Source organism: Streptomyces flaveolus, assembly GCF_044765825.1.
Classification (GTDB): Bacteria; Actinomycetota; Actinomycetes; order Streptomycetales; family Streptomycetaceae; genus Streptomyces; species Streptomyces flaveolus.
Map to the genome: position 1 here is coordinate 151237 of NZ_JBIWKU010000012.1, position 19451 is coordinate 170687.

The following is a 19451-nucleotide window of genomic DNA, read 5'->3' on the forward strand; positions in this document are numbered from 1 at the left end:
ACCCCCGCCCCCCCCCCACCCCCCCCCCCCCCCCCCCCCCCGCCCCCCCCGGCCGGGGGCGGGGGGGGGGGCCCCCCCCCCCCGGGGGGGGGGGCGGGCCCCCCCCCCCCCCCCCCCCGCCGGGATGCCGCTGCGTCTGCGGACGCTACGCGTCGACCTTCTCCATGACCTCGTCGCTGACGTCGAAGTTGGCGAAGACGTTCTGCACGTCGTCGCTGTCCTCGAGGGCGTCGATCAGCTTGAAGATCTTCCGGGCGCCTTCCTCGTCCAGCTCGACCTGCATGGTCGGGACGAAGTTGGCGTCGGCGGACTCGTAGTCGATGCCGGCGTCCTGGAGGGCGGTGCGGACCGCGACCAGGTCGGTGGCCTCGCTGATGACCTCGAAGGTCTCGCCGAGGTCGTTGACCTCCTCGGCGCCCGCGTCCAGGACGGCGCCGAGCACGTCGTCCTCGCTCAGCTCGCCCTTGGGGACGATCACGACGCCCTTGCGGTTGAAGAGGTACGACACCGATCCCGGGTCGGCCATGGAGCCGCCGTTGCGGGTCATGGCGACACGGACGTCGGAGGCGGCGCGGTTGCGGTTGTCGGTGAGGCACTCGATGAGCACCGCGACACCGTTGGGGCCGTAACCTTCGTACATGATCGTCTCGTAGTCGGCGCCACCGGCCTCCAGGCCGCCGCCGCGCTTGACCGCGGAGTCGATGTTCTTGTTGGGGACCGACTGCTTCTTCGCCTTCTGGATGGCGTCGTACAGCGTCGGGTTGCCCTCGATGTCGACGCCGCCCATGCGCGCCGCGACCTCGATGTTCTTGATCAGCTTCGCGAAGAGCTTGCCGCGCTTGGCGTCGATCACGGCCTTCTTGTGCTTCGTCGTAGCCCATTTAGAGTGGCCGGACATCTGCCTGTCTCCTTCGCGTAACCCATCTCTGCAACGAACGCAGGAATCCTACAAGGACTCCGCCGCCCGCTTCGCGCGCACCATGTCGGCGAAGAGGCGGTGGACGCGGTGGTCGCCGGTCAGCTCCGGGTGGAACGACGTGGCCAGCGCGTTGCCCTGACGGACCGCGACGATGTGGCCGTCGTGCTCGGCGAGCACCTCGGCCGCGGCTCCCACGGACTCGACCCAGGGGGCGCGGATGAAGACGCCCTCGACAGGATCGCCCGCCACGCCCGTGATGTCGACGGCCGCTTCGAAGGATTCGTTCTGCCGTCCGAAGGCGTTGCGGCGCACGATCATGTCGATGCCGCCGACGGTCTCCTGGCCCGAGCGCGGGTCGAGGATCTTGTCGGCCAGCATGATCATGCCGGCGCAGGTGCCGTAGACGGGCATGCCGTCGCGCACGCGCGCGCGAAGGGGCTCCATCACGCCGAACAGGACGGCCAGTTTGGAGATGGTGGTGGACTCGCCGCCGGGCAGGACGAGGCCGTCGACCTCGGCGAGTTCTTCGGGGCGCCTGACCGGCCTGGCCACGGCATCGGCCGCGGCCAGGGCGACGAGGTGCTCCCGTACGTCGCCCTGGAGGGCCAGGACGCCGATGACGGGGGTGTCACTCATGGGTTCGGTGCCTTACCAGCCGCGGTTGGCGTAGCGCTCGGTCTCGGGGAGGGTGTCGCAGTTGATGCCGACCATGGCCTCGCCGAGGTTGCGGGACGCGTCCGCGATGATCTTCGGGTCGTCGTAGAAGGTGGTGGCCTTCACGATGGCGGCGGCACGCTTGGCCGGGTCGCCGGACTTGAAGATGCCGGAGCCGACGAAGACGCCCTCGGCGCCGAGCTGGCGCATCAGCGCGGCGTCGGCGGGGGTGGCGACACCGCCGGCGGAGAACAGGACGACCGGGAGCTTGCCCAGCTCGGCGACCTCGCGGACCAGCTCGTACGGGGCGCGCAGCTCCTTGGCGGCGGCGTACAGCTCGTTGTTGTCGTAGCCGCGCAGGCGGGCGATCTCGTTCTTGATCTGGCGCAGGTGGCGCACGGCCTCGACGACGTTGCCGGTGCCGGCCTCGCCCTTGGAGCGGATCATGGCCGCGCCCTCGGCGATGCGGCGCAGGGCCTCGCCGAGGTTGGTGGCGCCGCAGACGAACGGGGTCGTGAAGGCGAACTTGTCGCTGTGGTTGACCTCGTCGGCCGGGGTGAGGACCTCGGACTCGTCGATGTAGTCGACGCCGAGGGACTGCAGGACCTGGGCCTCGACGAAGTGGCCGATGCGGGACTTGGCCATCACGGGGATGGAGACCGCGTCGATGATGCCCTCGATCATGTCCGGGTCGGACATGCGGGCCACCCCGCCGTCCTTGCGGATGTCGGCCGGGACGCGCTCCAGGGCCATGACGGCGACGGCGCCCGCGTCCTCGGCGATCTTCGCCTGCTCCGGCGTGACGACGTCCATGATCACGCCGCCCTTGAGCTGCTCGGCCATGCCGCGCTTCACACGGGCGGTGCCGGTCTCGGGGGCCTGGTTTTCGGAGAGCGTGCTGGACACGGGTACCTCGCTGAAGAGAAAAGGGGGTTTCTGCAGCACTGAGGAAACGCGATTGGACCAGGCCACAGCAAGGGCCAATGGGCAGCCGGTGGATCCTTTTGCGGGCGAAGGGGCCGAAACGGCGGCTAGGCGGCCCTGTCCACCAGCGCGGCCGGGGGCTCGTCGTCCATCTCGAAGGCCGGCGGGAAGGGGGCGTGTCCGGCCAGCCGGAACCAGCGCACCTTGCGGTGTTCGCGCAGGCGGCGCGCGGCGCCCACGGCGTCGTTGTGGAAGCGCCGGGCCATCGGCACCCTGCGGACCGCCTCGGTCAGTTCGTGGGCCGCCTCCTCTCCCCCGGGCGCCTCGCGCACCGCCTCCACCTGCCGGGGGTCCTCGAACACCGCCCGCAGGGCCTGGCTCAGCTCGCTCTCCGCGACCTCGCGCTGCTCCTCCTCGGACTGCCGGGCGGCGTGCGCGGCCTCGTACAGGACGATCGAGGCGGCCGGGTCGAGCACGCCCGAGGTGGCCAGTTCCTGAGCCACGGAGGCCCTGCGCAGCAGCTGGGCGTCGAGCGCGGCACGAGCGGCGTCGATGCGGGCGTGCAGGCGGTCCAGCCGGCCCGCCGTCCAGCTGAGGTACAGGCCGATCGCGACGAGGACGACCAGGATCCAGATGAGGGTTGGAGTCACGGGCGGCAACCCTAACGCTCCGCCGGGCCGGGGGGTGCGCCGTGGTGGCGGTCGCCGGAGGCCGCGGCCCCCTCTTCGGCCCGGACGGCGAACGCCGGACGGGCCGAGGACCCGAACCCGGCGTTCAGGGGTGGCCGGACGGACCCGGTGTTCAGTCCTTCGCCGCCAGGCCGAATCTCGCGCGCAGGCCCGTCGCCCGGTCGTCCGCCGCCACCGCCGCCGCTCCCGCCGTCACCGTCTCGTAGACGGACAGGATGTCCGCGCCGACCGTGGACCAGTCGAAGCGCCGTACGTGCGCGCTGCCCCGTTCCCGCAGCACGGCCCGGCGCTCCGGGTCGGCCAGCAGCCGTACCGCCGCGTCGGCCAGCGCGTCGGCGTCCTCGTTGGCGAAGAGCTCGCCGGCCGACCCCTGGTCGAGGACCTGGGCGAAGGCGTCGAGGTCGGAGGCGAGTACGGGGGCGCCCGCCGACATGGCCTCGACGAGGATGATGCCGAAGCTCTCGCCGCCCGTGTTGGGCGCCACGTACAGGTCGACGCTGCGCAGGAAGCGGGCCTTGTCCTCGTCGCTGATCATGCCGAGGAACTCCACCCGGGAGCGCAGCTCGGCGGGCAGGGACGCCACCGCCTCCTTCTCGTCGCCGCGCCCGGCGACCAGCAGGCGGGTCCCCGGACGCGCCGCCAGGATCTTCGGCAGGGCCCCCATCAGCACCGGAAGCCCCTTGCGGGGTTCGTCGATGCGCCCGATGAAACCGATCGTGTCGCCCTGCCACGCGGGGTTCGGCTCCGCCTCGGCGAAGAAGCCCACGTCGACGCCGTTGGGGATCACGACCGCGTCCCCGCCCAGGTGCTCGACGAGCGTGCGGCGGGCGTACTCGCTCACCGCGATCCGGGCGCTGATCTTCTCCAGGGCGGCCTGGAGGATCGCGTAGGCGGCGATCATCGCCCGCGAGCGCGGGTTGGACGTGTGGAAGGTGGCCACGATCGGGCCCTGCGCCGCCCAGCAGGTCAGCAGGCCCAGCGACGGCGAGGTCGGCTCGTGGATGTGGATGACGTCGAACGCGCCGTCGTGCAGCCAGCGCCGTACCCGGGCCGCCGACAGGAAGCCGAAGTTCAGGCGGGCCACCGAGCCGTTGTACGGCACCGGTACGGCACGCCCGGCCGAGACGACGTACGGCGGCAGCGGGGTGTCGTCGTCGGCGGGTGCGAGGACGGACACCTCGTGGCCGAGGCGGATGAAGTACTCGGCGAGGTCGCGGATGTGGAACTGGACGCCGCCCGGCACGTCCCAGGAGTACGGGCAGACGATGCCGATCCTCACGACGCGTCCCGCTCGCCGGCGGCGGGCGCCTTGGCCGGGTCGAGGTCCTTCAGCCACAAGCGCTGCAGCATGTGCCAGTCCTCCGGATGGTCGGCGATCCCCGTGGCGAAGGCGTCGGCCAGCGCCTGTGTCATGACAGACGTCTTCTGGCGCCGGGTACCTGACTCGGGTACCTCGACCGGCGGATGGACCCGGCCCCGCATGACCGGCGAGTCGTCGTACCAGAGCGTCACCGGCAGCAGCCGTGCGCCGGTCTGCTGGGCGAGCAGGGCGGGGCCGGCCGGCATGCGGGCCGTCTCGCCGAAGAAGTCGACCTCCACGCCGGACGCGGACAGGTCGCGGTCGGCGACCAGGCAGACCAGGCCGCCGTCGCGCAGCCGCCGGGCCAGCGTGCCGAACGCGGTGCCGCCGCTGTGCGGCAGGACCTCCATGCCGAGGCCCTCGCGGTAGGCGACGAAGCGGTCGTAGAGGGTCTCCGGCTTCAGGCGCTCGGCGACCGTCGTGAACGGGATGCCCAGCTTCGTGGTGACCCAGGCGCCGGCGAGGTCCCAGTTGGCCAGGTGCGGAAGAGCGAGTATCACGCCCTTGCCCGCGTCCATGCCCTCGGTCAGGTGGTGCAGGTCCTTGGGGACGAAGCCCGCCTTGACGCGCTCGGCGCTCCAGGCGGGCAGCCGGAAGGACTCCATCCAGTAGCGCAGGTACGAGCGCATGCCCGCGCGCGAGAGTTCGGCGAGCCGCTCCGGGGTCGCGCCCGGCACCACGCGCGCGTAGTTGCTCTCCAGCCGCCGCACGCCCGTGCCGCGCTGTTTCCAGGCGAGGTCCGCGACGGTACGGCCGAGCCGTACCGCGGCCGGCTCGGGGAGCTTCTTGACGGTGCTCCAGCCGGCGCCGTACAGAGCGTCGGACAGCCGGTCCCGAGCGCTCACTTCGCCGCCTCGGTGCCCTGGTTCTCCTGCGCGGCGGCGTCCGCCTCGGCGGACTCCCGGCGGACCGTGACGACCCGCTGGACCAGCGTCACGAGGCTGCCGACGGCGACGATCCACAGGGCGATCGGCAGCAGGTACTGGATGCCGGGCACGCCGAACTTGTGCAGTCCCGCGAAACCGGCCGCGACCAGGGAGACGACGAGGCGCTCGGCGCGCTCCACCAGCCCGTTGACGGCGACCGGAAGGCCGATCGCCTCGCCGCGCGCCTTGGTGTACGACACCACCTGTCCGCTGGCCAGGCAGAAGATCGACACGGCGCACAGCACGTTGTCGTCACCGTGGCCCGCGTACCAGAGGGCGAAGCCGCCGAAGATCGCGCCGTCGGCGACCCGGTCCAGGGTGGAGTCCAGGAAGGCGCCCCAGCGGCTGGAGCGGCCGAGCTGGCGTGCCATGTTGCCGTCGACGAGGTCGGAGAACACGAACAGCGTGATCACGACCGTGCCCCAGAAGAACTCGCCCATGGGGTAGAAGACCAGCGCACCCGCGACCACACCGGCGGTGCCGATCAGCGTGACCGTGTCCGGGCTGACGCCCCTGCGGATGAGAAACGCGGCGAACGGTGTGAGGACACGCGTAAAAAATGCACGCGCGTACTTGTTCAGCATGGCCTTCCCGACGGTCGGTGTGGCCGCGCGGCCCTTGCTGGCCACCGGCTGGCCCATCGTAGTCACGCGCGCGCGTGCACGGCGGACGGGCACCCGAACCCCGGGCTCCGCGGCCGGTGGGCGCCGGGGCAGGGGCCGTCGTACGTCCGTCGTATGGACGCGGCGTGACGGGAGTGGGAATCTCGAAGGACCGCGGGCGTCGCCGGAGCCGCCAGTGCACGCGGTCCCGCGCGTCCGCGCCCACAACGACCTCACCGTGCACGGGAGGCAAGGACATGGGCGACAAGGCACATACCCACCCCGGAGCCGCCGGCAGGGCAACGGCGGCCGACCACCCCGCGTCCGTACGGAATGTGGTGCTGGTCGGCCACTCCGGTTCGGGCAAGACGACTCTGGTGGAGGCTCTCGCGCTGACCGCGGGAGCAGTGAACCGGGCCGGCCGCGTGGAGGACGGCGGCTGCGTCTCGGACTACGACGAGATCGAGCACCGGCAGCAGCGCTCGGTACAGCTCTCCCTGGTGCCGGTGGAATGGGACGGCATCAAGATCAATCTGCTGGACACTCCCGGATACGCCGACTTCGTCGGTGAGCTCAGGGCCGGTCTGCGCGCCGCGGACGCGGCCCTCTTCGTCGTCTCGGCCTCCGACGGGGTGGACGGCTCGACCCGCATGGTGTGGGAGGAGTGCGCGGCCGTCGGCATGCCGCGCGCCATCGTCGTCACGCACCTGGAGGCGGCGCGGGCCGACTTCGAGGAGATGACGCGGATCTGCGCCGACGCGTTCGGCGCGGACGACCCCGACGCCGTGCTGCCGCTGTACCTGCCCCTGCGCGGGCCGCAGGCACCCGACGGGCACGCGCCCGTGACGGGGCTGATGGGGCTGCTCACGCAGCGGCTGTTCGACTACTCCTCCGGCGTGCGCGAGGAGTCCGAACCGGTCGGCGACCAGCTGCCGCTGATCGACGAGGCCCGCAACCGGCTCATCGAGGGGATCATCGCGGAGAGCGAGGACGAGACCCTCATGGACCGCTACCTCGGCGGCGAGCAGGTCGACGTCAAGACCCTGATCCAGGACCTGGAGCGGGCCGTCGCGCGCGGCGCGTTCTTCCCCGTCCTGGCCGCCGCTCCCGCCGCCGAGGGCGCCCGGCAGGGATTGGGCACGGTCGAGCTGCTGGAGCTGATCGTCCGCGGCTTCCCGACGCCGCTGGAACGGGAGGCACCCCGGGTGACCACGCCCGACGGCTCACCGCGCGAGCTGCGGATGTGCGACCCGGACGAGTCGCTGGTCGCGGAGGTCGTGAAGACCTCTTCCGACCCGTACGTCGGCCGGATCTCGCTGATCCGCGTCTTCTCGGGCACCCTGCGCGCCGACCAGACGGTGCACGTCTCCGGGCACGGGCTGGCCGACCGCGGCCACGAGGACCACGACGTCGACGAGCGGATCGGCGCCCTGTCGACGCCGTTCGGCAAGCAGCAGCGGCCGGTCACACACGTGATCGCGGGCGACCTGGCGTGCGTGGCCAAACTGAGCCGCGCGGAGACCGGGGACACGCTGTCGGCCAAGGACGACCCGCTGCTGATGGCACCCTGGGAGATGCCCGACCCGCTGCTGCCGCTCGCCATCCAGGCGCACAGCAAACCCGACGAGGACAAGCTCTCCCAGGGGCTCGCCCGGCTGGTCGCCGAGGACCCCACGATGCGGCTGGAGCAGAACCAGGACACCCACCAGGTGGTCCTGTGGTGCCTGGGCGAGGCCCACGCGGACGTCGCCCTGGAGCGGCTGCGCAGCCGGTACGGCGTCCAGGTCGACGTCGTCCCCCACCAGGTGTCCCTGCGGGAGACCTTCGGGAGCAGGGCGGCCGGGCGCGGGCGGCACGTCAAGCAGTCCGGCGGGCACGGACAGTACGCCATCTGCGAGATCGAGGTGGAGCCGCTGCCGGGCGGTTCGGGCATCGAGTTCGTGGACAAGGTGGTCGGCGGGGCGGTGCCACGGCAGTTCATCCCGTCGGTCGAGAAGGGCGTGCGGGCGCAGGCCGCCAAGGGCGTCGCCTCGGGCCATCCGCTGATCGACGTCCGCGTCACGCTGCTGGACGGCAAGGCGCACTCGGTGGACTCCTCCGACGCCGCCTTCCAGACGGCCGGCGCGCTGGCGCTGCGGGAGGCCGCGGCCGACGCCCGGATCCATCTGCTGGAGCCGGTGGCCGAGGTGAGCGTGCTGGTCGGCGACGACTACGTGGGCGCCGTGATGAGCGATCTGTCGGGGCGGCGCGGCCGGGTGCTCGGCACCGAGCAGACCAGCGGCGGGCGGACCCTGATCCGGGCCGAGGTGCCCGAGATCGAGATCGGCCGGTACGCGGTGGACCTGCGCTCCCTGTCCCACGGCACCGCACGCTTCGACCGCCGCTACGCACGGCACGAACCGATGCCGCAGCAGGTCGCGGAGCGGCTGCGCGAGGAGGTGCACGCGACGTCGTGACGGTGCTCGAACCGGCGCGGGCCGCCCCGCGCCGGAGGCCCGTCGCCCCGGCGCACGACGGCGCATCTCGGCATCGATCCGCGCGCGCGGGGGCGCCTTTGGCCGTCCGGCGACGCATGCCGATCGCTGCGGATACGCTGATGACCTGATCAACAGGTGTGCGGGCCAGGGAAGTCGGGAAGGCCGCAGGAGCGACAGTGGTGGCGATCGGGGGCGGGAATGGCCGTTGACGGCGGTTACGCGGACTTCTTCGGACCGCAGGTTCCGCGTACGGACGACGGGGGGCAGACGGCCACCTTCGCGCTGGCCTCGGCCGCCTACCGGGACGCCCCGATGGAGGAGATCAAGAAGGCCGACAACGAGTGGCACCAGACGACCGTGAACGCGGGCCGCTCCTGGGCCACGATCTTCCGCCCCAACCTCGGCGAGGCCTTCTCCCGCGCGGTGGCCGACCGCATGCTGGGCGGCGACCGCAAGCCGCTCATCCAGTCCTTCGGGGCCGAGCCGCAGGTGGTCGTGGAGCACTGCCTGGCGGCCAACGGCATCCGCAAGGCCCGCGACAACCGGCTGACCATGGTCAGCGTGCTGTGCGGTCTGCTGTTCCTCCCGGGCACGCTGGTCTGGCTGCTCGGCTTCCAGATCCGCACCACCGTCTCCAAGGCGGAGAACAAGCAGGCCGGGGCCCTGGGCACCGCCGTCCTCGTGGCGATCGCCGCCCTCGCGGTGCTGTTCCTGCTCAAGATGCCGTTCTCCGGCTTCTGGGCCTGGTACGCGCGCGCGGCCGTCGTGATGCCCGTCGTCGGCTGGTTCTGGGCCAAGCGGATCTGCGAGAGCACGGCCAGGGACCTGCGGGAGCGCTGGGACGGCCTGCTGTCCGGCAGCGGCGTCGGCGCCAAGGTGCCCGAGGCGGTGCCCACCAACCCGAACGAGACGGCGGCCGAGCAGCTGCGCCAGTCCCTGGCCAAGCTCGGCGCCGAGCAGCAGTCCAACTCCGTCTTCTACGCCGGCCCCAAGGGCATCCTCGGCATGGGCACGCGGTGGGGCAGCTGGCAGCTCGCCGAGGAGCTGGTGCCGGCCGACCCGACCCGGGAGATCCACCCGTTCCGCAGCTGGGACGTCATACGGTCCATCCACGACCAGCTGCGCATGCTGGAGCGCGGCCCGCTGAACACCGGCGGCTTCACGAAGCCGTCCATACGGCACTGGATCGTCACGCCGATCGGGGAGAACGCCAAGGCGGTGTCCCGCCCGGAGGGCACGGACGTCGAGGCGTACCAGGTCAAGCCGCACGCGATCCAGGACATCTGCAACAAGCAGCAGTTCGGCGCGGGCGACCGGCACTACCTGGGCGTCCAGTGGACGCTGTGGGACGGCCAGCTGGTCATCACGATGCTGATCACGGTGACCGTGCTGCACTCGACCCTGCGCATCGAGGTGACCGGGCATGCCCTGGGCCCGGTCAACCCGCTCTTCACGACCAAGCCGGAGGCGCCGTCCAAGGAGGTCGCCAAGTCGTTCAAGCCGTGGGAGACGCGCAAGGTGATGCTCCCGCTGGTCACCGCCAACGAGGTGGTACGGCTCGCCGTCCGCGCCCCGCTCACCTGGTACCCGCCCCTGCTGAACTGGCTCGGCGGCACGATCGGCCTGCCGGAGCCCTTCGGACTGCGGCACGCGTGGGCGGACCAGCCCTGGCGGCACCGGTTCATGGCCGACGACGCGCTGCGGGCGGCTACACCGGTGCTGCGGGTGGTGCACTCGGCGGCGATCCGGGTGCTGGAGGAGAACGGCGTGGACACGGAGAAGTTCGGCGCGCGGTCGTCGTTCCTCAGCACGGCGGTGCAGGACCCGTCGCCGCGGAAGGCCGACGTCTACGACGCGTAGGCCTCCGGCGGTTCAGCCGGAGGCGTGCGGGCGCGTCGCTGGGGGCCGCGCCCCCAGACCCCCCTTCGGCCTGAACGGCCTCGTCGTCGAACGCCGGACGGGCTGATCGATGCGGCGCGATCCCGGCATCAGCCCGTCGGCCAGGCCTCCGCCAGCATCTTCCACGTGTCCCCCAGCAGCTGCGGCAGCACCCTCGTGTGGCCGACGACCGGCATGAAATTCGTGTCGCCGCCCCAGCGGGGCACGATGTGCTGGTGCAGGTGCGCCGCGATGCCCGCGCCGGCCACCGTGCCCTGGTTCATTCCGATGTTGAACCCGTGGGCGCCGGAGGCGGTCCGCAGGGCCGTCATCGCCTGCTTGGTCAGCAGTGCCAGTTCGGCCGTCTCCGCGTCGGTCAGGTCGGTGTAGTCGGCGACGTGCCGGTACGGCACCGTCATCAGGTGGCCGCCGTTGTACGGGTACAGGTTGAGCACCGCGTACACGTGCTCGCCGCGCCGGACGACGAGCCCGTCCTCGTCGGACTTGGCCGGGATCGAGCAGAAGGGACAGCCGTCGTCGGCGCCGGGGCCGCTCGGCTTGTTCTCGCCCTGGATGTAGGCCATCCGGTGGGGCGTCCACAGGCGCTGGAACGCGTCCTGCGTCCCCACTCCGATCTGCTGCTCCGGCTCACTCGTCATGCGTGCAGCATATGGCGTTACCGGAGGCCACGGAAAAGGCCCCCGGGATCGCTCCCGGGGGCCTGGGTCCGTCCGTACGGTCAGACCTGCGCCCGCTCCTCGACGACCTTCGCGATCTTCGCGATGGCCTCGTCGACGGGGATGCCGTTCTCCTGCGAGCCGTCGCGGTAGCGGAAGGAGACGGCACCGTTGGCCATGTCCTCGTCACCGGCGATGACCATGAAGGGCACCTTCTGCTTCTGGGCGTTGCGGATCTTCTTCTGCATGCGGTCGGAGGAGGAGTCGACCTCGACGCGCAGGCCCTGCCGCTTCGCGGCCGCGGCGAACTTCTCCAGGTACTCGACGTGCGCGTCGCCGATCGGGATGCCGATCGCCTGGACCGGGGCCAGCCAGGCCGGGAAGGCACCCGCATAGTGCTCCAGGAGCACCGCGAAGAAGCGCTCGATGGAGCCGAACAGCGCACGGTGGATCATGACCGGACGGGTCTTGGTGCCGTCGGCGCCCGTGTACTCCAGGTTGAAGCGCTCCGGCAGGTTGAAGTCGAGCTGGATGGTCGACATCTGCCAGGTACGGCCGATGGCGTCCTTGGCCTGGACGGAGATCTTCGGGCCGTAGAAGGCGGCACCGCCCGGGTCCGGGACCAGCGGCAGGCCCTGCTTCTCGGCGACCTGACGCAGCGTCTCGGTGGCCTCTTCCCAGGCCTCGTCAGAACCGACGAACTTCTCCGGGTCCTTGGTGGACAGCTCCAGGTAGAAGTCGGTCAGGCCGTAGTCGCGCAGCAGGTTCAGCACGAAGGTGAGCGTCTTGTCGAGCTCCTCCGACATCTGCTCGCGGGTGCAGTAGATGTGCGCGTCGTCCTGGGTGAAGCCGCGGGCCCGGGTGAGGCCGTGCACGACGCCCGACTTCTCGTACCGGTACACGGTCCCGAACTCGAACAGGCGCAGCGGCAGCTCGCGGTAGGAGCGGCCTCGCGCGTCGAAGATCAGGTTGTGCATCGGGCAGTTCATGGGCTTGAGGTAGTAGTCCACGCCCTCGTCGAGCTGCATGGGCGGGTACATGCCGTCCGCGTACCAGTCCAGATGGCCCGAGGTCTCGAAGAGCTTCCCCTTCGTGGCGTGCGGGGTGTAGACGAACTCGTACCCCTCCTCCTCGTGGCGGCGCCGCGAGTAGTCCTCCATGACCCGGCGGACGATGCCGCCCTTGGGGTGGAAGACGGCGAGGCCGGAGCCGATCTGCTCCGGGACGGAGAACAGGTCCAGCTCGCTGCCGAGCTTGCGGTGGTCGCGCTTCTCGGCCTCGGCGAGGAACTCCAGGTGCGCCTTCAGCTCCTCCTTGGAGGGCCAGGCGGTGCCGTAGATGCGCTGGAGCATCGGGTTCTTCTCGCTGCCGCGCCAGTAGGCGGCGGCGTTGCGCATGAGCTTGAACGCCGGGATGTTCCTGGTGGTGGGCAGGTGGGGACCGCGGCAGAGGTCCTTCCAGCACAGCTCACCGGTCTTGGCGTCCAGGTTGTCGTAGATCGTCAGCTCGCCGGCGCCGACCTCGACGTCCGCGCCGTCGTCGTGCGAGGCGGAGCCCTTGAGACCGATCAGCTCCAGCTTGTACGGCTCGTCGGCGAGCTCCTCGCGGGCGGCCTCGTCGGTGACCACGCGGCGGGAGAAGCGCTGGCCGCGCTTCTGGATCTCCTGCATCTTCTTCTCGATAACCTTGAGGTCATCGGGGTGGAAGGGCTTCTCGACGTCGAAGTCGTAGTAGAAGCCGTCCTTGACGGGCGGGCCGATGCCGAGCTTGGCCTCGGGGAACAGCTCCTGCACGGCCTGCGCCATGACGTGCGCGGTGGAGTGGCGCAGGATGGCGAGGCCGTCCTCGGAGGAGATCTCCACGCCCTCGACGGTCTCGCCGTCCTTCACTTCGTACGCGAGGTCCTTGAGCTCGCCGCCGACGCGGGCGGCGACGATCGAGCGCTCGCCGGCGAAGAGCTCGGCGGCCGTAGTGCCCGTAGTCACCACGCGTTCGTCCCGCTCGGAATCGCGTTGGATGATCACACGGACGTCTGACACCGGTCTCTCCTGACTGAAGGTGGGGCGGCGGCGCCATACCGGAGCGCACGCACGAGGGCGATCGTACCGACCCGGGCCCACCCCGGTCGAAGTCACTCCCCGCCGCAGGCCTCCCCGAAGACGTCCAGGTTCTCGTGGAGGGCCTTCAGCAGCCGGTCCCGCTCGGCGTCGTCGACCTGCACGGGGGCGACCTCGCAGGCGCCGGTGAGACGGCGGAATCCGCCCCGGCTCTCCAGCCGTCCCAGCACGCGCACGGGCAGCCCGACCAGGTGCGCGTGCCCGGCGATCCGGTACGCCTCCTCGTCCAGGGTGATCCGCACGTGCGGGACGTCGGCCCCGGCGAGCACCCGCAGCCGCACCGTGCCGGCGCCGCGCGGCCCGGTCCGGCGCATCCTCACGACCGTGCCGGTGAGCCGCACCGGCACGGAGGGCTCCGCGCCCAGGTAGCGGGCGCCGGCCTCGCGCAGGGCGGGGAGGTCGCCGGGCGAGAACTCGACGGGTTCGGCAAGGGCGGCGCAGCCCTCGGGGACCCCGGCGGCGGGTGCCCACGCGACGGCGACGCGGGCGCCCTCCGTACCGCGGACGAGGGTGACGAGCGCCTCGGTGAGTTCGTGGCTGACGCCGGCCGCGACGGCGCTGTCGAAGGCGTCCATGGCGCCGGTGGCCCGCCGGTAGTCGACGGCCTCGCGGGCGGCGAAGAGGGCCTGGTGGAGGCGGACGGCGAGGGGGCGCCCGGTGGTGACGGGCACGAAGGCGGTGAGGCGGCGGCCGTCGGTGGCGGGGCCGACGAGGACGTTCGCCAGGGACGCGGCGGCGGAGCGGCGGTGCCGGGCGCCGTGATAGCCGGCCCGCGCGCGGGTGGCGAGGGCGCCGGCGAGCAGGACGCGCCGGGCGGCGGAGCGCAGTTGCTCCTCCACCGTCCAGGGCGCGGTGCCGGCGGGGCCGGTCGGCAGGTCGCGCCACCAGCGGATCTCGTCGCTGGGCACGGAGAGGGAGACGAGGATCTCGCGGGCGGAGGGCGTGCCGCTGCGGGACAGGGCGAGCAGTGCCTCGCCGAGGAGGTCGTCGCTGTCGGGGAAGGCCCGGCTGTCGGGCACCAGCAAGCTGGTGGCGCCACCGCCGGGGCCGGGCGGGGTCCAGCGGCCGTAGCGGCCGGGGGCGCCGCCGCGCCGGTGCCAGCCGTGCCGGTGCAGGAGCGCGGCGAGCACGGCCGGGTCGACGGCGGCGGGCTCGGGCGTGCCGCCGTCCCAGGCGGTGTCGCCGGCGTCGGCGGGACGCGGTGGCACGGGGCGCAGGGGCTCGTGGGTGGGGCGGTGCGTCATGGTTTCCCTCCCGTCCCGACCCGCGTCATGATCTCGCACAGCGCCCGGTCGTCGAAGACCCGCGCGGTCGGTATCCGCACGGTGGTGCGCCGCCGGCCCGTGATCGGGTGTCCGGCGAGGTTGGTCCAGTAGCAGCAGTGCCTGAGGTCCAGCCGGTCGTGGCCGGCGCGCAGCCACTGGTCCCGGGACCGCGGGACGATCATCACGACCAGGATCTTGTGCACGGACACCGGGGTGCGGGCGAGCTTGGCCAGATGGTCGTTGTCGAGGGTGAACGAGAAGAAGCGGCCCGGCGGGCTCGGCGGGATCTGGTAGGTCGCCTTGAGCTGCACCTTGATGGTGACCTCGTCGTCGACGACGTGGCCGGGTGCGCTGTGGCTGACGTGCCAGTCGATGCCGTTGTCCGGGAAGGGCTGGGACAACGAGCAGCCGGCCGCCGCGGCGACCGCGTGCAGATAGCCGACCTGCAGGGTCTCCATGCAGGCGGTGGTGGCGAGGGACCCGCGAGTGGGCGCCGTGCGATCGGGCAGCAGCCCGCCCCGTTCGGGCTGCGCTATGGCCATGGCCAACAGCCTTCCAGAACTGGTGTAACCACGCTGCGGGTCGCTGAACTGCAAAGACCCGTACTCCTGTTGTGTCCTTCCGGCGTACGTCGCAAACAGCCCGGGTATCACCGAACCGGGACAGAAGACGGCGCGTCAGCTGCCGTGCATGGACGAGGAGTTGAGTGCCCTATGACGTGCTGGTTCGAGGGGCCGCTGGCCGCCTTCGACACGGAGACCACGGGTGTGGACGTCGAGACCGACCGGATCGTGTCGGCGGCCCTGGTCGTCCAGGACGCCCCGGGACTCAGGCCCCGGGTCAGCCGCTGGCTGGTGAACCCGGGGGTGCCGGTGCCCGAGGCGGCGACGGCAGTACACGGGCTGACCGAGGAGCACCTGCAGCGCAACGGACGCTGGCCGGCGCCGGTGATGTACGAGATAGCCGAGGCGCTGGGCGAACAGGCCCGGGCCGGCCGGCCGCTCGTGGTGATGAACGCGCCGTTCGATCTCACGCTGCTGGACCGGGAGTTGCGCCGCCACCGGGCCTCGTCGCTGGCCGCGCGGCTGGAGCGGACGTCGCTGTACGTCCTCGACCCGCGCGTGCTCGACAAACACCTGGACCGCTACCGCAAGGGCCGCCGCACCCTCACCGACCTGTGCGCGCACTACGGCGTCGAACTGGAGGGCGCGCACGACGCGGCGGCCGACGCGCAGGCCGCGCTGGGGGTCGTCCGGGCGGTGGGGCGCCGCTTCCAGTCGCGGCTGGAGCGCCTCTCCCCCGCCGAGCTGCACACCCTCCAGGCGGTGTGGCACGCGGGGCAGGCCCGGGGGCTCCAGGCGTGGTTCGCGCTCAACGGGACCGAGGAGGCCGTGGACCCGGCCTGGCCCCTGCGTCCGGACCTGCCGGCGGCTGCGTGACCTTTCGTCTCCGGCCCGGGACGACACCGGGACCGGGGGTGTGGGTGGCGCAGCCCCCACAACGCGCGGCGAATCCGCGCAGAAACGAAGAGAGCGACGTGGTCCGCGTAGTTTGCGGACCCACGTCGCTCTCCCGAGCGTGGGCGATACTGGGTTCGAACCAGTGACCTCTTCGGTGTGAACGAAGCGCTCTCCCACTGAGCTAATCGCCCGGGAACGCACTGAACAATACAGTGACCGGCACGCTCTCTTCAAACCGTGTTCAGTCGGGCCGCCAGTCCGCGCCGCCCCGCCCGCATCATCAGCCGGTGGTTGGCCCGGAACAGGGGCCGCCCCGGCACGGCGAGGCGGCGCAGCAGCGGCTTGCGGACGTCGACCTCCTGGTCGTAGCGGACGCTGCTGCCGCCGGTGCCGTCGGGGGCGACCGTCCAGCGGGCCCAACCCTCGATGTCGCCGGACAGGGAGACCTCCAGCACGCCCGCCGCCGGGTCGCGGCGCAGCTCCCGCACGGTCTGTGTCAGGTCGTACGGGAGGAGGGAGCGGATCCGGAGGGCCCCGCTGGTGGCGTCGAGGCGGGTGACCTCGCGCACCTGGGGCCACCAGCGGGGGTAGTCCTCGATCCGTTCCAGCTCGCGGTAGACGGCGGCGGCGGGCGCGGGCAGGGCCCACTGGCTGCGGAAGACGTAATGGTTCCAGTCCACCCGTGGAGTGTGCCCGGGCCCGCGTCCCTCACATGCGGGCTACGGCATCCTGTCCCCCAGGAGTGCGAGGTTCTCGATGGCGGCGAGGCCGTAGAGGGCGGTGTCGTTGGTGGACACCCAGCTCGCCTCGCTGCCCGGCACCAGCGTGACGGGGCCGCTCAGCTTCTCCGTCGTCCAGGGTGCCGACTCCTTGTAGCCGTCGGAGTTGTAGAACTTGTCCCAGGCGCGCTTGGCCAGCTTGTCGTCCCCGGTCCGGACGGCCGCGTACGCGTCGAGGCGGGAGTGGCCCTGGAAGAGGATCAGGCTGCCGAAGTTGCTGCCGTAGCGGGCCGCCTGTTCGGTCTTGGTGGCGTTGAAGTAGCGGCAGTAGTCGTAGTACGCCTCGTTGAACTTCGGCATGTCGACGAGGTCGATCAGCTCGGCGCAGAGTTCGCCCAGACCGAAGACCGCCGAGAGGTGCGAGACGGAGACCACCGGCTGCTCGGCGATGGCGAACTTCCCGGTGTCCAGGTCGTACAGGCCGCTGCCCTGCACGAACCCGTTGGGCTGGGCCGCGATGGTCTCCATGGTGGACAGCACGCGGGCCCTGGCCTTCTCCCACTTCGGGCCCTTGCGTTCCCACTCGGTGAGCCAGGCCGACACCAGGCCGCTCCAGTCGGTGCCGAAACCGATCGACAGGGCGTGCGGGTCGGGCGTGTAGTCCGGGTCGGGGCGGACCTTGCGCTGCGGGTCGAGGACGAGGAAGGTCTCGTCGGAGTCGACGTTGGCCCGCATGAGATCGCCGACGCGTTCGTCGGCGGTGAGGAAGTAGTAGAAGCGGCGGTAGGTGGTGTTGGCGATGCGCTGCTGCTTGGCGCTGTCGGCGTGGTGCTGGATGCCGTGCCGGGTGCCGAGGCCCGCCCACTTGCCCAGGTGGTAGACGTCGACCTCGCCGGTGTGCCGGGTCATGGCCTCGGCGAAGCGGAAGATGTCGGCGCGGCCGGAGCGCAGGTAGGCGTACCAGAGCCACAGGTCCGGGGAGAGCTCGGAGTTGTCCCAGGCGTAGCCGCCCACGTCGTAGCGCCAGACGTGCCGGGCCGTGTCGTAGGTGTGCATGATGTCGCCGTAGTCCCAGAAGCCGTACCAGCGGCGCTGCTCCACCTGGTCCTTGTAGTAGGTGAAGAGGAAGTCGAGGTGGTCCTCGATCTTCGCCTTGGCGGGGGTGGAGCGGTCGGGTTCGGCGTACAGGCCCTTGCCGAAGACGCCCGCCTCGACGAGCTGCTTCGGCGGCGCGGCGAGCTGCGGGAGCACGCGTACGGCCTCGACCTGTTCGGCGAGCGCCTCGGCGCTCGGGGTGGCGGCGTTGGCCCAGAACAGCAGCTCCGAGGTGCGGGCGATGCCGTAGGGGGTGCCGAAGCCGGGCTCGTAGTCCTCGTAGGTGATGTTGAGGCCTTCGAGCTGCTCGGCGTAGGTGTCCTGGCCCATGCCGTCGTGGTAGAAGCGCAGGTCCATGGGCTGGGCCTCGGGCGACCAGAGCCAGAGGGTGACCTCGGCGTTGTCGGTGTGGGCGTCGCGGATGTCGAGCTGGGCGGGGTGCTTCTCCCAGAAGTCGCGCAGGCCGAAGGAGAGTCCGCCGCTCGCCCCGCCGACGTAGCCGAAGCCGGAGGCGCGCCGTCCGCCGCCGGCGCCGATCCAGCCGTGGCCCTTCTTGGTGCGCTTGCGCAGGGTGAAGCCGTCGGCGGAGAGCTGGGAGAGGGTGTAGTCGCCCCATTCGGGGATGTACTGGAGGCGGGTGGTGACCCGCTGGTCCCAGGTGGACGGGTCGGGCAGCTTCTCGCCGGCGAACTGCGCGGCCTGCACGGCCGCTCCCGGGTCGCGGCGCAGTCCGGTGATGCCCTTGACGGCCTCGCGCAGCAGACCGGTGCCCTCGCCGCCGATGCGGATGTGGCGGTCGTAGGACTCGTCGCGCATCGGCACGGTGAAGCGGACGCCGAGACCGCGGACGAAGTCGCCGCTCGCCTTGCCGGGCTCCTGGGTCCCGTCGAACGTGATGGTGTGCACCATGCGGAAGGAGTCGGCGCCCGCGTAGAAGTAGAGGCGGATGGAGAAGGGCAGCCAGCCGCGGTCGCCCTTGCGGTGCTTGCCGTCGATGCGGACGACCGCCCGGACCGGGCCCTCCTGCTCGACCTCGGCCTTGTCGATGGCGCCGTCGAAGCGTTCGTACTTCACGGTGCCCTGGTCGCCGTCCTCGATCTCGGGCTGGCGCAGCAGGACGAGACGGCCGTTCTTCGCGATCTCGGTGGAGCCTCTGGTGACCGATTTGATCAGCGTGGCGCCGGACGTGCCGATCCTGGCGGTGATCACGCCGGTCGATATGTCGATGGTGCCGCCGCGCCGGCCGACGGTGACCTTCCTGGCGGGTGCGGCGGGGGTGCCGGCGGTCAGGGTGAGCGCGCCGTTGCCCGAGCCGACGGCGTGCGCGGTCCACTTGAGGGAGCCGTCCGGCCAGTACGCGAGGGGCCAGGACTGCACGGGTACGGCCTTGCCGTCCGCGTCCGTCACGGCGAACGACTGGTCCTCCTGGTAGGTGCCCCTGGGCCAGGGGACGCCGACGGTGGAGCCGGGGGCGGCACCCAGGCCGCCGTCCTCCAGCCAGGTCAGGGTGACGGGGCTGTCGTCGGCCGCCGCGGCGGCGGGCGCGGCCTGGGCGTTCCTGGCGCCGAGGGCCCAGCTGAACTGGGCGGCGGCGCCGGCGACGGCGGCCGCCTTGAGGAGGGACCTGCGGGGGATGGGGGACATGGCCTTTCCTTTCCGTTCCGTGCACCTGCAGGGGATGTCAAGGGC

At 71.6% G+C, this 19451-nt stretch carries 16 protein-coding genes and 1 tRNA gene; 3 read left to right on the forward strand and 14 right to left on the reverse strand.

Features of this window, described 5'->3' with window-relative positions; genetic code table 11:
* Positions 1-145: 145 nt before the first annotated feature.
* The 7 genes from ACIRG6_RS30630 to pgsA form a co-directional block, all read right to left on the reverse strand.
* On the reverse strand, positions 146-898 hold the full coding sequence (locus ACIRG6_RS30630) for a YebC/PmpR family DNA-binding transcriptional regulator (RefSeq protein WP_189230614.1): 753 nt from the start codon (positions 896-898) through the stop codon (positions 146-148).
* Between the two features lie 48 nt (positions 899-946).
* Complete coding sequence (gene pdxT, locus ACIRG6_RS30635; protein ID WP_364819908.1) at positions 947-1555, reverse strand: pyridoxal 5'-phosphate synthase glutaminase subunit PdxT; 609 nt, start codon at positions 1553-1555, stop codon at positions 947-949.
* A gap of 12 nt (positions 1556-1567) precedes the next feature.
* The gene (gene pdxS / locus ACIRG6_RS30640) at positions 1568-2479 is read right to left on the reverse strand and encodes a pyridoxal 5'-phosphate synthase lyase subunit PdxS (protein WP_350719183.1); all 912 of its coding nucleotides are present in this window, start codon (positions 2477-2479) and stop codon (positions 1568-1570) included.
* Positions 2480-2604: 125 nt separating this feature from the next.
* On the reverse strand, positions 2605-3147 hold the full coding sequence (locus ACIRG6_RS30645; RefSeq protein WP_350719181.1) for a LemA family protein: 543 nt from the start codon (positions 3145-3147) through the stop codon (positions 2605-2607).
* Between the two features lie 151 nt (positions 3148-3298).
* Complete coding sequence (locus ACIRG6_RS30650) at positions 3299-4465, reverse strand: glycosyltransferase family 4 protein (RefSeq protein ID WP_364676704.1); 1167 nt, start codon at positions 4463-4465, stop codon at positions 3299-3301.
* Entirely contained in the window at positions 4462-5391 is a 930-nt protein-coding gene (locus ACIRG6_RS30655; protein WP_403325086.1) for a phosphatidylinositol mannoside acyltransferase, read from the reverse strand. Before ACIRG6_RS30655 ends, ACIRG6_RS30650 begins: the two co-directional genes overlap by 4 nt.
* A complete protein-coding gene (gene pgsA / locus ACIRG6_RS30660) occupies positions 5388-6113 on the reverse strand; it encodes a phosphatidylinositol phosphate synthase (protein ID WP_189230739.1) in 726 nt (241 codons plus the stop codon). Before pgsA ends, ACIRG6_RS30655 begins: the two co-directional genes overlap by 4 nt.
* A 218-nt stretch (positions 6114-6331) precedes the next feature.
* Between pgsA and ACIRG6_RS30665 the strand changes: the two genes are divergently transcribed.
* Both ACIRG6_RS30665 and ACIRG6_RS30670 read left to right on the forward strand, forming a co-directional pair.
* Positions 6332-8530: an elongation factor G-like protein EF-G2 gene (locus ACIRG6_RS30665; protein WP_350719176.1), complete on the forward strand. Its 2199-nt coding sequence runs from the start codon at positions 6332-6334 to the stop codon at positions 8528-8530.
* A gap of 219 nt (positions 8531-8749) precedes the next feature.
* Positions 8750-10411, forward strand: a complete 1662-nt coding sequence (locus ACIRG6_RS30670) for a hypothetical protein (protein ID WP_318217773.1) — start codon at positions 8750-8752, stop codon at positions 10409-10411.
* 128 nt (positions 10412-10539) lie between these two features.
* Here ACIRG6_RS30670 and ACIRG6_RS30675 read toward each other — a convergent pair whose 3' ends face one another.
* The 4 genes from ACIRG6_RS30675 to ACIRG6_RS30690 form a co-directional block, all read right to left on the reverse strand.
* Complete coding sequence (locus ACIRG6_RS30675) at positions 10540-11088, reverse strand: HIT family protein (RefSeq protein ID WP_403325087.1); 549 nt, start codon at positions 11086-11088, stop codon at positions 10540-10542.
* Positions 11089-11168: 80 nt separating this feature from the next.
* Positions 11169-13145, reverse strand: a complete 1977-nt coding sequence (gene thrS, locus ACIRG6_RS30680; protein WP_403325088.1) for a threonine--tRNA ligase — start codon at positions 13143-13145, stop codon at positions 11169-11171.
* 92 nt (positions 13146-13237) lie between these two features.
* Complete coding sequence (locus tag ACIRG6_RS30685; protein ID WP_403325089.1) at positions 13238-14467, reverse strand: hypothetical protein; 1230 nt, start codon at positions 14465-14467, stop codon at positions 13238-13240.
* Positions 14464-15030, reverse strand: coding sequence for a DUF4365 domain-containing protein (locus ACIRG6_RS30690; protein WP_239770066.1), 567 nt, complete (start codon positions 15028-15030; stop codon positions 14464-14466). The genes ACIRG6_RS30685 and ACIRG6_RS30690 overlap by 4 nt, the downstream gene beginning before the upstream one ends.
* Positions 15031-15201: 171 nt before the next feature.
* Between ACIRG6_RS30690 and ACIRG6_RS30695 the strand changes: the two genes are divergently transcribed.
* A complete protein-coding gene (locus ACIRG6_RS30695) occupies positions 15202-15927 on the forward strand; it encodes a 3'-5' exonuclease (RefSeq protein WP_318217777.1) in 726 nt (241 codons plus the stop codon).
* 140 nt (positions 15928-16067) lie between these two features.
* Here ACIRG6_RS30695 and ACIRG6_RS30700 read toward each other — a convergent pair.
* The 3 genes from ACIRG6_RS30700 to ACIRG6_RS30710 all read right to left on the reverse strand — a co-directional run bounded on the left by ACIRG6_RS30700 (position 16068) and on the right by ACIRG6_RS30710 (position 19406).
* Positions 16068-16139: transfer RNA gene (locus tag ACIRG6_RS30700), tRNA-Val, on the reverse strand.
* A 39-nt stretch (positions 16140-16178) separates the two neighbouring features.
* On the reverse strand, positions 16179-16628 hold the full coding sequence (locus ACIRG6_RS30705) for an SRPBCC family protein (RefSeq protein WP_364676717.1): 450 nt from the start codon (positions 16626-16628) through the stop codon (positions 16179-16181).
* Positions 16629-16667: 39 nt separating this feature from the next.
* Entirely contained in the window at positions 16668-19406 is a 2739-nt protein-coding gene (locus tag ACIRG6_RS30710; RefSeq protein ID WP_403325090.1) for an exo-rhamnogalacturonan lyase family protein, read from the reverse strand.
* Between the last annotated feature and the right edge of the window lie 45 nt (positions 19407-19451).